The organism is Microbacterium marinum, assembly GCF_014204835.1.
Lineage (GTDB): Bacteria > Actinomycetota > Actinomycetes > Actinomycetales > Microbacteriaceae > Microbacterium > Microbacterium marinum.
Window position 1 is genome coordinate 404,867 of record NZ_JACHMD010000001.1, and the last position, 14,438, is coordinate 419,304.

General features: G+C 69.1%; 14 protein-coding genes. All 14 read left to right on the plus strand.

Annotated features, from left to right (window positions below; translation table 11 throughout):
* The first annotated feature begins 32 nt into the window (after nt 1-32).
* The 14 genes from BKA24_RS02000 (at nt 33) to BKA24_RS02065 (ending at nt 14,432) form a co-directional block, all read left to right on the plus strand.
* Nucleotides 33-1,064, plus strand: a complete 1,032-nt coding sequence (locus BKA24_RS02000) for an amidohydrolase family protein (RefSeq protein ID WP_184214612.1) — start codon at nt 33-35, stop codon at nt 1,062-1,064.
* Between the two features lie 14 nt (nt 1,065-1,078).
* A complete protein-coding gene (ligK, locus tag BKA24_RS02005; RefSeq protein ID WP_184214614.1) occupies nt 1,079-1,771 on the plus strand; it encodes a 4-carboxy-4-hydroxy-2-oxoadipate aldolase/oxaloacetate decarboxylase in 693 nt (230 codons plus the stop codon).
* Nucleotides 1,771-2,715: an amidohydrolase family protein gene (locus BKA24_RS02010; RefSeq protein WP_184214616.1), complete on the plus strand. Its 945-nt coding sequence runs from the start codon at nt 1,771-1,773 to the stop codon at nt 2,713-2,715. Before ligK ends, BKA24_RS02010 begins: the two co-directional genes overlap by 1 nt.
* A 23-nt stretch (nt 2,716-2,738) precedes the next feature.
* The gene (locus tag BKA24_RS02015) at nt 2,739-4,148 is read left to right on the plus strand and encodes a protocatechuate 4,5-dioxygenase subunit alpha/beta (protein WP_246366979.1); all 1,410 of its coding nucleotides are present in this window, start codon (nt 2,739-2,741) and stop codon (nt 4,146-4,148) included.
* Nucleotides 4,149-4,181: 33 nt separating this feature from the next.
* Nucleotides 4,182-5,135, plus strand: coding sequence for a Gfo/Idh/MocA family oxidoreductase (locus BKA24_RS02020; RefSeq protein ID WP_221417259.1), 954 nt, complete (start codon nt 4,182-4,184; stop codon nt 5,133-5,135).
* On the plus strand, nt 5,132-6,121 hold the full coding sequence (locus BKA24_RS02025) for an aldo/keto reductase (protein WP_343065857.1): 990 nt from the start codon (nt 5,132-5,134) through the stop codon (nt 6,119-6,121). Before BKA24_RS02020 ends, BKA24_RS02025 begins: the two co-directional genes overlap by 4 nt.
* A 14-nt stretch (nt 6,122-6,135) precedes the next feature.
* Nucleotides 6,136-6,783: a substrate-binding domain-containing protein gene (locus BKA24_RS02030; protein WP_221417260.1), complete on the plus strand. Its 648-nt coding sequence runs from the start codon at nt 6,136-6,138 to the stop codon at nt 6,781-6,783.
* Nucleotides 6,784-6,861: 78 nt separating this feature from the next.
* Nucleotides 6,862-7,686, plus strand: a complete 825-nt coding sequence (locus BKA24_RS02035; protein ID WP_184214620.1) for an IclR family transcriptional regulator — start codon at nt 6,862-6,864, stop codon at nt 7,684-7,686.
* A gap of 75 nt (nt 7,687-7,761) precedes the next feature.
* Nucleotides 7,762-9,066, plus strand: coding sequence for a cytochrome P450 (locus BKA24_RS02040; RefSeq protein WP_184214622.1), 1,305 nt, complete (start codon nt 7,762-7,764; stop codon nt 9,064-9,066).
* Between the two features lies 1 nt (nt 9,067).
* Nucleotides 9,068-10,141, plus strand: a complete 1,074-nt coding sequence (locus BKA24_RS02045; protein WP_184214624.1) for a PEP/pyruvate-binding domain-containing protein — start codon at nt 9,068-9,070, stop codon at nt 10,139-10,141.
* A gap of 27 nt (nt 10,142-10,168) precedes the next feature.
* Nucleotides 10,169-12,007, plus strand: coding sequence for a PEP-utilizing enzyme (locus tag BKA24_RS02050; protein WP_184214626.1), 1,839 nt, complete (start codon nt 10,169-10,171; stop codon nt 12,005-12,007).
* A 30-nt stretch (nt 12,008-12,037) separates the two neighbouring features.
* Nucleotides 12,038-12,787 carry an SDR family NAD(P)-dependent oxidoreductase gene (locus tag BKA24_RS02055; RefSeq protein WP_184214628.1) on the plus strand — a complete coding sequence of 250 codons (750 nt, stop codon included), beginning with the start codon at nt 12,038-12,040 and terminating at the stop codon, nt 12,785-12,787.
* A 29-nt stretch (nt 12,788-12,816) separates the two neighbouring features.
* Nucleotides 12,817-13,137, plus strand: a complete 321-nt coding sequence (locus tag BKA24_RS02060) for a 2Fe-2S iron-sulfur cluster-binding protein (protein WP_184214630.1) — start codon at nt 12,817-12,819, stop codon at nt 13,135-13,137.
* Between the two features lie 11 nt (nt 13,138-13,148).
* Nucleotides 13,149-14,432 (plus strand): NAD(P)/FAD-dependent oxidoreductase, encoded by a 1,284-nt coding sequence (locus tag BKA24_RS02065; RefSeq protein ID WP_184214632.1) that lies wholly within the window; start codon nt 13,149-13,151, stop codon nt 14,430-14,432.
* The last annotated feature ends 6 nt before the right edge of the window (nt 14,433-14,438 follow it).

Here is a 14,438-nt window from a genome sequence, read left to right on the forward strand (position 1 = left end):
TGACAGCATCCGAGTGACAAGGACGACACGCGTTGATCATTGACATCCACGGCCACTACACCACCGCGCCGGCGCAGCTCGGCGCCTGGCGTGACCTGCAGATCGCCTTCGCCGATGGCGCGGGCGACGCCCCCGACCCGGCGACCCTGCGAATCAGCGACGACGACATCCGCGAGACCATCGAGGCCAACCAGCTGCGCCTCATGAACGACCGCGGCAGCGACGTCACCGTCTTCAGCCCGCGGGCCTCGTTCATGGCCCACCACATCGGCGACCTCGCCGTCAGCGCGACCTGGGCCCGCATCTGCAACGACCTGGTCGCCCGGGTCAGCGAGCTGTTCCCCGACCGGTTCCTGATGGGCGCGATGCTGCCGCAATCGCCGGGGGAGGACCCCTCGACGACGGTCGACGAGCTCACCCGCGCCGTCGAAGAACTCGGCGCCGTCACCGTCAACCTCAACCCCGACCCGTCCGGCGGCAAGTGGTCGGCCCCCGCGCTCACCGACCGCTCGTGGTACCCGATCTACGAGAAGCTCGTCGAGTACGAGATCCCTGCGATGGTGCACGTCAGCACCACCTGCCGCCCGGATGTCTTCCACACCACCGGCGACCACTACCTGAACGCCGACACCACGGCCTTCATGCAGCTGCTCAAGGGCGATCTGTTCCGCGACTTCCCCGACCTCAAGCTCGTCATCCCGCACGGCGGCGGCGCGGTGCCCTACCACTGGGGACGATTCCGCGGCCTGGCGATGGCACTCGGCAAGCCCGAGCTCGAAGAGCACCTGCTCGGCAACGTCTACTTCGACACCTGCGTCTACCACCAGCCGGGCATCGACCTGCTCACCGACGTCATCCCCACCGACAACATCCTGTTCGCCAGCGAGATGATCGGCGCGGTCCGCGACGTCGACCCCCGCACCGGACACTACTTCGACGACACCAAGCGGTACGTCGACGCGACCGAGAACCTCACCGACGCGCAGCGTCAGCAGGTCTTCGAGGGCAACGCCCGTCGCGTCTACCCGCGTCTCGACCGCGCCCTCACGGCCCGCGGACTCTGAGAGGAATCACCAGAATGCGCCTCAACAGCCTCGGCATCGTCCGCACCAGCATCCAGCGTCCCGATCCCGACGACGTCGCCCGCCTCTCGCAGTTCGGCGTCGCCACCATCCACGAGGCGATGGGGCGCGTAGGACTGATGCGCCCCTACATCCGCCCGGCCTACAACGGCGCCAAGCTGTGCGGCCCCGCCGTCACGGTGCTCCTGCAGCCCGGAGACAACTGGATGTTCCACGTCGCCGCCGAGCAGGTGCAGGAGGGCGACGTCATCGTCGCCGGATGCACCACCGAGAGCGAAGACGGCTTCTTCGGCGAACTGCTCGCGACCTCGCTGACCGCCCGTGGCTGCAAGGGCCTCGTGATCGACGGCGGCGTCCGCGACGTCGCCGATCTCGAGAAGATGGACTTCCCGGTCTTCTCCCGGGCGATCAACTCCAAAGGAACCGTGAAGGCCACCCTCGGCTCGGTCAACATCCCCGTCGTCGCCGCCAACGCCCTGGTCAACCCGGGTGACGTGGTCGTCGCCGACGTCGACGGCGTCGTGGTCGTGCCGCGTGAGCTCGTCGGGGCGGTGGCGGATGCCAGCCGGAAGCGCGAGGACAACGAGGAATCCAAGCGGCAGAAGTTCCGCGAGGGCGTTCTGGGCCTCGACCTGTACGGCATGCGCGAGCCGCTCGCCGCCGCCGGTCTGGAGTACGTGGAGGACTGATGACGCACGGCGACACCACGGGTGACTTCACCAAGACCGAGGGCTGGCTCGACTGGTACGACGGCCCCTCGAAGCCGCAGTTCACGCTGCCCGAAGGCGCCGTCGACGCGCACTGCCACGTCTTCGGACCCGGTGCGGAGTTCCCCTACGCCCCCGAGCGCAAGTACACGCCGTGCGACGCCTCCGCCGACCAGCTGTTCGCACTGCGCGACCACCTCGGATTCGACCGCAACGTCATCGTGCAGGCCACCTGCCACGGCGCCGACAACCGCGCGCTCGTGGATGCGCTCGGGCGCAGCGGCGGGCGTGCTCGCGGCGTCGCCACCGTCCGCCGCGACGTGACCGACGAAGAGCTGGCGCAGCTGCACGCGGCCGGTGTGCGCGGCGTCCGGTTCAACTTCGTCAAGCGGCTCGTCGACCGGGTCCCCACGGATTCCCTCGAGGAGATCGTCGCGAAGATCGCCCCGCTCGGGTGGCACGTGGTCATCTACTTCGAGGCCGAGGACCTTCCCGAGCTGTACGACTTCTTCTCCGGCATCCCCACCGACGTCGTCGTCGACCACATGGGTCGACCCGACGTCACGAAGGATCCCGACGGAGAGGAGTTCGCACTGTTCCTGCGCTTCATGCGCGAGAACGAGAACGTGTGGACGAAGGTCTCGTGCCCGGAGCGCCTGAGCGTCACGGGGCCGCGCGCCCTTCCCAAAGAGATCCGAGACGGCGAGCTGCAGGCGTACACCGACGTCGTGCCCTTCGCCCGACGCGTGGTCGAAGAGTTCCCCGACCGCGTGCTGTGGGGAACCGATTGGCCCCACCCCAACCTCAAAGACCACATGCCCGACGACGGGCTGCTGGTCGACTACATCCCCCAGATCGCCACGACCGCCGAGCTGCAGCGCAAGCTGCTCGTCGACAACCCGTCGCGACTGTACTGGGCAGACTGAACCACGCCAGAAGGAGAATGACCATGGCACTCGACAAGCCCTATAAGGACATTCCGGGTACGACCATCTACGACGCCGAGCAGGCGCGCAAGGGGTACCACCTCAACCAGTTCGCGATGTCGCTGATGAAGCCCGAGAACCGCGAGCGCTTCCTCGCCGACCAGGCCGCCTACCTCGACGAGTGGCCGCTGACCCCCGTGCAGCACCAGGCCGTGCTCGACATGGATCTGAACACGATGATCGCCGAGGGCGGCAACATCTACTTCCTCAGCAAGATCGGTGCCACGCACGGACTGAGCTTCCAGCAGATGGCCGGCTCGATGACCGGCATGAGCGAGGCCGCCTACCGCGACATGATGCTCGGCGGCGGCCGCCGCCCCGAGGGCAATCGGCTGAAGGACCTCGACGGGTGGACGCCGCCCTCCGGCGAGAAGGCCGACACCTTCCGCCCGGACGCCCCCGCGAAGTACACCTCGGCCCTGTTCACCTCGCACGTGCCCGCGATCGGTGCGGCCATGGACCTCGGCAAGACCGAGGAGCCGTACTGGAAGCAGGTCTTCGACGGATACCAGTGGACCCGCAAGTGGGCCAAGGAGAACACCCCCGACGTCGTCATCCTCGTCTACAACGACCACGCCACCGCGTTCGACGCCTCGATCATCCCGACCTTCGTGCTCGGCACGGGCGTGGAGTATCCCGTCGCTGACGAAGGCTACGGCCCGCGCCCCGTGCCGGACGTGCAGGGCTACCCGGAGTTCGCCGCGCACCTCGCGCAGTCGATCATCCAGGACGACTTCGACCTCACCCTCGTCAACGAGATGGTCGTCGACCACGGCCTGACCGTTCCGCTCTCGCTGGTCTACGGCGAGCTCGGCGCCGACGAGCAGTGGCCGGTCAAGGTCATCCCGCTCGCCGTGAACGTCGTGCAGTACCCGGTGCCGTCCGGCCGCCGCTGCTACGAGCTCGGCAAGGCGCTGCGCCGCGCGATCGACAAGTGGGACGGCGAAGAGCTCAACGTGCAGATCTGGGGCACCGGCGGCATGAGCCACCAGCTGCAGGGTCCGCGCGCCGGCCTCATCAACAAGGAGTGGGACAACGCGTTCCTCGACCACCTGATCGCCGACCCGCTGGGCTTGACCGAGTGGCCGCACATGGAGTACGTCGATGAGGCCGGCTCCGAGGGCATCGAACTCGTCGACTGGCTGATCGCGCGCGGCGCGATGGACGACCAGTTCGGCGGCGAGGCGCCCGAGGTCGACCACCGCTTCTACCACGTGCCCGCGTCCAACACCGCCGTCGGCCACCTCGTCATCAGCAACCCGGTCGGCAGGACCGCTGTCGATTTCGACGAGGCGGGAATCGCGGCGCCGGCGGATCCCGAGGCGGCGCACGCGCCGGAGCCCGCGGAGACCGCGGCCGTGGCCAACGCCTGACACCTGGATTCCGACTCGCGAAAGGGAGAGCGAATGACTGACAAGATCCGCATCGCCGTCGTCGGTGCGAACGGCGCCTTCGGCATGAAGCACCTGGACGGCCTGGCGAACATCGAGGACGCCGAGGTGACCGTCGTCAGCGCTACCTCGCAGGAGAAGGCCGATGCCGTCGCCGAGAAGTACGGCATCCCGAACGCCGTCGTCGGTCTCGAGGCGGTGCTCGAACGCGACGACGTGGATGCTGTCATCCTCGCCACCCCGACCGGCCTGCACGCCTCGCAGACGCAGGCGGTGCTCGCCGCCGGCAAGCACGTGCAGGTCGAGATCCCCCTCGCCGATTCGCTGGCGGATGCTGAGGCGACCCTCGCGGCCGCCGAGGCGTCCGGTCGGGTGGCGATGGTCGGTCACACCCGGCGCTTCAACCCCTCGCACCAGTTCGTGCACGGCCGTGTCGAGGCCGGAGAGTTCGCCGTGCAGCAGATGGACGTGCAGACGTACTTCTTCCGCCGCACGAACACCAACGCCAAGGGCGAGCCGCGCTCGTGGACCGACCACCTGCTCTGGCATCATGCCGCACACACCGTCGACCTGTTCGCGTACCAGGCGGGCAGGATCGTCGAGGCGCACGCCATGCAGGGCCCGATCCACCCGGAGCTCGGGATCGCCATGGACATGTCGATCCAGCTGAAGAGCGAGACCGGCGCCATCTGCACCCTCTCGCTGTCGTTCAACAACGACGGACCGTTCGGCACCTTCTTCCGCTACATCGGAGACACAGCGACCTACATCGCCCGCTACGACGATCTGTTCACCGGCAAGGAGGAGCAGATCGACGTCTCGGACGTCGCCGTCAGCATGAACGGCATCGAGCTGCAGGACCGCGAGTTCGTCGCGGCGATCCGCGAGGGCCGCGAGCCGAACTCGTCGATGCGCCAGGTGATCGACTGCTATCGGGTGCTGGGCGAACTGGAGGAGCAGCTCGCGTGAGTGCGCGTGTGGTGACCCTGCCGCGCTTCGGCCTCGGATGCATGAACGTCAGCCACGCCTACGGCGCACCGCTGCCGGCCGCCGAGGGCGAGGCGCTCGTGCGCGGTGCGCTCGATGCGGGAGTCACCCACCTCGACACCGCCACGCTCTACGGCGACACGGCGAACGAGTCGCTGGTCGGCCGGGCGCTCCGCGGCAGGCGGGACGAGGTCGTGCTGGCCTCGAAGGGCGGCATGGCGAACGTCGACGGGGTGAAGGTCATCGACGGGCGACCCGACACCCTGCGCGCGCAGGTCGACGCCTCGCTGCAGCGCCTGGGCGTCGATCACATCGACCTCTACTACCTGCACCGCTGGGACAAGACCGTGCCCATCGGCGAGAGCGTCGGCGCGCTCGCCGAGGCCGTCGCGGCTGGCAAGATCGGCGGGATCGGCCTGTCCGAGGTGTCGGTCGCGCGTCTGCGCGAAGCGCTCGCCGTGGCGCCCATCGCCGCCGTGCAGAACGAGTACTCGCTGTGGACGCGCAACGCCGAACTCGGCATGCTCGAGGCCACGCGAGAGCTCGGCGTGCAGCTGGTCGCCTTCTCGCCGGTGGGGCGCGGGTTCCTGTCGGACTCGGTGGGCGACCCCGCGACGCTGGCGCAGAGGGACATTCGCCGCTCGATGCCGCGGTTCCAGGAGCCGAACTGGCAGGCCAACGAGTCGCTGCTGCCTGCGTGGCGCTCGCTGGCCGCCGAAGCGGGGGTGACGCCGGCGCAGCTGGCGCTGGCCTGGGTGCTCGCGCGCGGTCCGCACGTCGTCGCGATCCCCGGATCGACCTCGCTCCGGCATGTGCGCGACAACCTCGCCGCGGCCTCGCTGGACATCGACCCGGCGGTGCTGACGCGTGCCGGCGAGCTCATCAACCACGACACCGTGGCCGGCGAGCGCTACAACCCGCAGGGTTCGAGCGAAGTCGACGCCGAGACCTTCGGAGCCGCCGCGTGAGGGTGATCTCGTCGATGGCGACGCGTCACCTGCTGGCCGAGCTGCTGCCCGACGACACCGTCGAATCGATGGGCGGGGTCGACGCCGAGAAGCGCGTCGCCCGCGGCGAAGCCTGGGACGTCGTCGTACTGGCATCCGGTGCCCTGCAGCGGCTGGCGGCGGACGGCCACGTCGGACCCGCCACCCCCTTCGTGCTGTCGCAGACGGGCGTTGCCGTTCCCGCCGACGGAGTGGGCGAACGTCCGTCCGGCGCCGCCTACGACTCCGTCGCCGATCTGCAGGACGCCCTTCGCGCCGCCCGGCGCATCGGATACTCCACCGGACCCAGCGGCACCGCCCTCGTCTCGATGATCGAGCGCTGGGGCATCACGGATGCCGTCGGGCAACTCGTCCAGGCGCGTCCCGGCGTTCCCGTCGCCGCCGCGCTCGCGGCCGGCGAGGTCGACCTCGGCTTCCAGCAGCTCAGCGAGCTGGTGGGTCAGCCCGGCATCCGCATCCTCGGCGTCATGCCCGAGGGCGCGACCATCGACACGGTCTTCGCAGCGGCGGTGGCGACTGCATCGCCGTCGCCTGCCCGCGCCGCCGAGGTGGTAGCGCAGCTGGCATCGGATGCCGTCGCCCCGATCAAGCAGCGGCACGCCTTCGGCGTCCCGCACGACTGATTCCGCTGGCGTCCGGCCGAAACATGATGCTTCAGACGTAGGCTTCCACTGAGCGGAAGTGACACGAGGAGGTGTCCGATGGCCGGAGGCACAGCGCAGCCCGGGCAGAGCGTGACGGGCAGGGTGCTCGCCATCCTGGCGGTGTTCGAGCGCTCGCTCGCCCCGCGAAGTCTCACCGAGATCAGTGCCGAGACGGGGCTGGCGCTGAGCACTGCGCACCGCCTGGTCGGCGAGCTCGAGGCGTGGGGCGCGCTGCAGCGCGACGACAACGGCCGCTACCAGATCGGCCTGCGCCTGTGGGAGCTCGGCCAGCATGCCGGTCGGCAGGTGCGCGAGATCGCCCGCCCCCTGCTGCAGGACCTGTTCACCCTCACGCAGGAGACTGTGCACATCGCCGTGCGCGAGAACGCGGAAGCGCTCTACATCGACCGCGTGTACGGTACCCGACGCGTGCCGCAGGCCTCCCGGGTCGGCGGACGTCTGCCGCTGCACGCCACCGCAGTGGGCAAGGTCCTGCTCGCGTTCGAGGAGCCATGGGTGCGGGAGGCCTTCCTGGCCCAGCCGCTCGAGCGACGCACCGCCAACACCCACGTCGACCCGGATGTGCTGCGCGCCGAACTCGCACAGGTGCGCACCCGCAGCTTCGCCACCACGCTCGACGAGACCCGGATCGGGGCCACCTCGATCGCCGTGCCGATCTTTCAGAACGGCGTGGTCGGGGCAGCCCTGGGACTGGTGACCACGACAGACGGCGCGATGACGATCGAGCGCCATCTGCCGGCGATGCGGGGCATCTCCCGGCGCATCGAGGCCAGCGTCGGGGCCCTTCCGCTGAACACGCTTCGACAACCTGCTTCCACTGGGCGGAAGTCGGACGACGGATCGTCGAGCCGGCGACGTTAGATGGTCACAGGTTCCGGCGTTCCGGGGGGACGCCGGACCTCCAACAGCCACAGGTGCAGACACGAAGGAGTCGTCATGGCACTCTCGCCCACCGAAGCTCGAGCAGCAGCCGCAGCGGGCTGCCCGGTCGACCACGAGGCGATCGCCCGTGCCGCATCCGGAGATGCGCACCACGGCTACGAGCCCTTCGAGATGAAGGACCCGTTCCCCGCCTACGCCGAACTGCGTCGCGACGAGCCGGTCATGTACGACGAGCGCATCGACTGCTGGGTGGTCACCCGCTACGACGACGTGAAATCCACGTTCGAGAACTGGGAGACCTTCTCGAGCGAGAACGCGCAGGCGCCCGTCCGCGAGCGGGGCCCGCAGGCCACTCAGATCATGAAGGACGGCGGGTTCACCGCCTACTCGGGGCTCTCCGCCCGCATCCCGCCGGAGCACACCCGCATCCGCGCCATCGCGCAGCGCGCCTTCACCCCGCGCCGGTTCAAGGCCCTCGAGCCTGCGATCCGCGAGAACACCCGAAAGGCGCTCGAGGCGATGCTCGCCAGCCCCGACCGCACCGGTGACTTCCTCGCCGAGGTCGCCTACGACATCCCCACGGTCACGATCCTGACGCTGCTGGGCGTCGACACCTCGCGCGTGCCCACCTACAAGCGGTGGTCGGACTCCCGTGCCGCGATGACCTGGGGCAACCTCGACGACGACGAGCAGGTGCCGCACGCGCACAATCTCGTCGAGTACTGGCAGGAGTGCCTCGCGCTGGTGACAGCCGCCCATGCCGACGGCGGCGACAGCTTCATCGCCGACCTCGTCGCCGCGCAGGGCGACGGCGCCGAGATCAGCGATCACGAGATCGCCTCGCTCGCGTACAGCCTGCTGTTCGCCGGCCACGAGACCACCACCACACTGATCTCCAACTGCATCCGGGTGCTGCTGTCCCACCGCGATCAGTGGCTGCAGCTCATCGACGACCCCAGTCGCATTCCCGGCGCGGTCGACGAGGTGCTCCGCTTCAGCGGTTCGATCGTCGCCTGGCGGCGCAAGGCGCTGAAGGACACCGAGATCGGCGGAGTGGCGATCCCGAAGGGCGCCAACATCCTGCTGGTGATGGGGTCGGCGAACCGCGACGCGAACGTCTTCGAGAACCCCGACGTCTTCGACATCACCCGCCCGGATGCCCGCAACCACCTCTCGTTCGGATTCGGCATCCACTACTGCCTCGGCAACATGCTCGCGAAGCTTCAGGCGAAGATCGTGCTCGAGGAGACCCTCGCCGCGGTACCCGGCCTTCGGCTGGCCGACGGCGCCGACATCGGCTTCCGCGAGAACCTCTCGTTCCGCGTACCCCTCTCCGTTCCCGTCACCTGGGAGGCCTGACATGAGCGACTACCTCTTCATCCGATTCTTCGACGAGCCCGGCCCGACCACGGTCGAGGACCTCGGCGGCAAGTGCGCGTCGCTGGTGAACCTCACCGCCGCGGGGCTGCCGGTGCCACCTGGATTCGCCGTCACCACGGCCGCCTACACGTCCTTCGTGGAACTCAGCGGGCTCGCGGACGAGATCGACCGCCTGCTCGCGGGGCTCGACGCCGACGACGTGACGGTGATCGACGACGTGTCAGCGAAGATCCGCGAGCAGTTCCTCTCGCGCGAGGTCCCCGCGCCGATCACCGCTGAACTCGACCGCGCGTACGCGGCGCTGCAGCAGCGCTTCAGCGAGGAGCAGCCGGTGGCGGTGCGCTCCTCGGCGACCGCCGAGGACCTGCCGGACGCGAGCTTCGCGGGGCAGCAGGACACCTACCTGTGGCTGCGCGGCAGGGATGCCGTCGGCGAGCACATCCGCCGCTGCTGGGCATCGCTGTACACGTCGCGCGCCATCGTCTACCGGCTCGCGAACGGCATCCCCGATGAGGGTCTGTCGATGGCCGTGGCGGTGCAGAAGATGGTCGACGCGAAGGTCGCCGGCGTCGCGATGACCATCGACCCGTCCAACGGCGACCGCTCCACGATCGTCGTCGACGCGGCGTGGGGACTGGGCGAAGCCGTCGTCTCCGGCACCGTCACCCCCGACAACCTGCACATCGACAAGGTGCTGCTCACCGTGTCCGAAGAGCACATCGGCGACAAGCACATCGAGCTGGTGCCGGATGCCGACGCCCAGGGGATCGTCGAACGCGAGGTCGAGCCCGCGCGGCGCAGCATCCGCAGCCTCGACGACGACGAGGTCGTGGCCGTCGCCACCATCGCCAAGCGCGCCGAGAAGCACTTCGGCAGCCCGCAGGACATCGAGTGGGCGATCGATCGCACCCTGCCCGCCGGAGAGAACCTCCTTCTGCTGCAGTCACGCCCCGAGACCGTCTGGTCGAACAAGCAGCAGGACCGCACGCCGACCAGCTCCGGCTTCGGCATCGCCAGCATCACCCAATCCCTGATGACCCAAATCGGCCGCTGAGCCGACTACCCGAGAAGGACCACCGTCATGTCAGAGTCGACCGCTGTCGCCGCACCTGTCCGCAACGCCTTCCCCAGCCCGTACGACCAGGCACCGCCCGCCGGTGCCGAGGGCTGGAAGGACCTCTACGCCTACAACCTCGTCTTCCAGGACAATCTGCGCGACGTCGAAGAAGCCAAGTTCTGGTTCTGCGACAGCCAGCACTGGCCCACCGTCACCAAGCCGTTCGAGACGATCGGGTTCGAGTTCGCCGTCGGGTGCCTGGGTCAGTACAACGCCCGCCAGCTGCTGATCCCCACCGCGAACGGCATCGAATACCGCATTCACAACGGCTACGTGTTCATGTCGCCGGTCGCCGTGAACCCCGAGCACATCGAGGCCCGCGTGCCGGAGTTCATGCGACGCGCCGGTCACTACTTCGAGAACTGGGACAGCCTGCTGCAGAACTGGCACGTCAAGCTGCGCGCCACCATCGACGAGATCGAGTCGCTCGACTTCAGCGCACTGCCCGACATGATCCCCATCGACGACGTGCTCTCGGGCAAGGGCACCGGAGCCGGCACCGAGCTGCTCGAGAACTACGACCGGCTCATCTCGCTCGCCTATCGCGCGTGGCAGTACCACTTCGAGTTCCTCAACCTCGGTTATGTCGCCTACCTCGACCTGTTCATGTTCTGCAAGGAGGTCTTCCCGCGCATCTCGGACCAGGCCATCGCCACCATGGTGCAGGGCGTCGACATGGAGCTGTTCCGCCCCGACGACGAGCTGAAGAAGCTGGCCAGGATCGCCGTGCGCGACGGTCTGGCCGACCTGTTCGCAGACACGTCGGATGCTGACGGAACCCTCGCGGCGATCGCGGCCCACCAGTCGGGCGCCGACTGGACCCAGGCGTGGAACGACGCACAGGACCCGTGGTTCAACTTCACCACCGGCAACGGCTTCTACGCACACGACCAGTACTGGCGTGACGTGCCGGCCATCCCGCTCGGCTTCATCAAGGACTACATCGCCAAGCTGCAGCAGGGCGCCGACATCGACCGGCACGTCGATGCGCTCGTCGCCGAGCGCGACCGCATCACCGGCGAGTACTCCGAGCTGCTGGACGGGGATGCTCTCGCGACGTTCCAGGGCAAGCTGGGGCTGGCGCGGGTCGTCTACCCGTACGTCGAGAACCACAACTTCTACATCGAGCACTGGACCATGGGGGTGTTCTGGCGCAAGGCCCGACAGCTCTCGGCCGTGCTGCACCGCGAGGGCTTCTGGGCTGAGCCGAACGACATGTTCTACCTGCGTCGCGACGAGGTGCGCGAGGTGCTGTTCGACTACGTCAACAGCTGGATGGTCGGCGCACCCGCGATCGGACCCTCGCGCTGGCCGGCCGAGGTCGAGCGCCGTCGCGCCATCGTCGACGCGCTGTCGACCGCGCGCCCGCAGCCGGCGCTGAACACGCCTCCGGAGGTGATCACCGAGCCCTTCACCCTCATGCTGTGGGGCATCACCGACGACCAGATCCAGAACTGGCTCGGCAAGAGCGACGTGCCCGAGGGCACTCTCAAGGGCATGGCCGCCTCACCGGGCACCGCCGAAGGACCGGCGCGGGTCATCTCGACCGCCGACCAGCTCAGCGAGGTGCAGGACGGCGAGATCCTGGTCGCACCGGTCACCGCGCCCAGCTGGGGCCCGATCTTCGGACGGATCCGTGCCACCGTCACCGACATCGGCGGAATGATGAGCCACGCCGCCATCGTCTGCCGCGAGTACGGCATGCCGGCGGTCACGGGCACGGGCACCGCCTCGGTGGAGATCACCACCGGGCAGATGCTGCGCGTGAACGGCAACACCGGCACCGTCACCATCCTCGACTGACCCGCCGACCGCACCAGAAGGACGCACGACATGAGCACATCGATCCGCACGGTGGTCATCACCGGCGCCGGCGGGGGACTGGGCGCCGCATTCGCCCGGGCCTTCGCGGCCGCCGGCGACCGGGTGATCGTCGCCGACATCGACGGCGACGCCGCTGCGCGCGTCGCTGCGGAGATCACCGCGAGCGCGCCTGTCCCCGCGCTCGCCGTGCGGGTCGACGTCACCGATCGCGCCTCGACGGATGCCCTCGCCCGGGCAGCCGTCGAGGCCGGCGGATCGGTCGACGTGCTCGTCAACAACGCCGCCGTCTACGCGGCCGTCACCCGCTCCTCGTTCGAGGACATCGACGAGGGCGAGTGGGACCGCGTGATGGCTGTGAACCTGAAGGGCCCGTGGCAGGTCACCCGCGCGCTGTCGCCGCACCTCGCAGACGGCGGCCGGGTGATCAACATCTCCTCCGCCACGGTGTTCAGCGGCTCGGCGCAGTGGGCGCACTACGTCGCGTCCAAGTCGGGCGTCATCGGACTCAGCCGCGTGTTGGCGAAGGAACTGGGAGCCAGGGGCATCACGGTCAACGCCGTCGCCCCCGGATTCACCCTCACCGAGGCCAGCCACGGGCTGATCGAGAACGCCGAGCAGTACGGCGTCGACCGCGGCGCGATCCGTCGGGCCATCGAGCCGGAGGACATCGTCGGCACCGTGCAGTACCTCGCCTCACCCGCAAGCGCGTTCGTCACCGGCCAGACCGTCGTCGTCGACGGCGGCCGACAGTTCATCTGACCGAAGTCCATCGGATCGAAGGAGACCTCATGAGCACCGTTGTCTACACCGCCGACGACGGCACCGTCACCACCATCGACGGGCGCCCCGGCGATTCGGTCATGGAGACCGCCGTCCGCAACGGCGTACCCGGAATCGTGGGCGAGTGCGGCGGCAGCCTCTCGTGCGCCACCTGCCACGTCTTCGTGTCGCCGGAGACCCGAGAGCTCGTGGGCGGACCGGGCGACCTCGAGGACGAGATGCTCGACGGCACCGCCGTCGATCGCCGCGACGAGTCGCGCCTGTCCTGCCAGATCAAGCTGCAGGACGGCTGCGAGTACCACGTCACCACCCCGAGCGACCAGCTCTGACGGAGGCCATCATGAATGCGACACTCATCGTCGGCGCTTGCCAGGCCGGCGTGCAGATCGCCTCGATCCTGCGCGACCGCGGCGACACCGACCCCATCTACCTCGTCGGCGAGGAGGCGCACCGTCCCTACCAGCGCCCGCCGCTGTCGAAGGGGTGGATCAAGGGTGAGCTGCAGCCCGACGACGTGATCCTGCGCACCCGGGAGTGGTTCGCCGAGCGCGACATCGAACTGATCACCGGCGACCGGGTCGTCACGGTGCGCCGTGCCGAGGACGGCACCGGCACCGCCATGACAGAAGGCGGCCGCGAGATCGCGTTCAGCCGTCTCGCGCTGACCACCGGGGCTTCCGCCCGGCGTCTTCCGCTGCTGGGCACCGACTACCACGGCGTGCACTACCTGCGCGACGCCGATCAGGCGATCACCCTGCAGCCCGCGCTCGCCGACGAGCGGGTGCGGAACGTCGTCGTCATCGGAGGCGGATTCATCGGCCTCGAGACCGCAGCGGTCGCCCGCGGGCTCGGCAAGAACGTCACCGTGCTGGAGGCCGCTCCCCGCCTGGTCGGACGCGTCGTCGCCGAAGAGACCAGCGCCTTCTACCTGGCCGCCCACCGCCGACGCGGCATCGAGGTCGTGCTCGACGCGCGCATCTCCCGCATCATCGGCGGGGACGCCGTCGTCGCCGGCGCGCTGGGGTCGGTCACCGGCGTCGAGCTGGCGGACGGCACCGTCATCCCCGCCGACCTCGTGCTCATCGGCATCGGCGTCGTCCCGCGCACCGAGCTCGCCGCCCAGCTCGGTCTGGAGGTCGACGGCGGCATCGTCGTCGACGCCGCGGCACGGGCATCCGACGGACGCACCGTCGCCGCCGGCGACTGCACCGTGATGCCCAACCCCTACCCGCTGGGCGTCGGCGGCCGCATCCGCCTCGAGAGCGTGAACAATGCGCTCGAGCAGGCCAAGGTCGCTGCCGCCTCGCTGCTGGGTGAGGAGGCGGAGTACCGCTCCGTGCCGTGGTTCTGGTCGGATCAGGGCGACCTCAAGCTGCAGATCGCGGGCCTGTCGACCGGGTACGACCAGGTGGTCGTGCGCGGCGAGCCCGACACCGAGAAGTTCGCCGTGCTCTACTACCGCGAGGGGCGGCTGATCGCCGCCGATGTGGTGGGCCATCCGGTCGAGTTCCTCGCCGTGAAGTCGGCGCTCGCCAAGGGCGGCACCATCCCACCAGATGTCGCCGCCGACACCTCCGTCCCGTTGAAATCCGCCGTCGTGCTGCCAGAGGCAGCGACCGTCTGAGAGCAC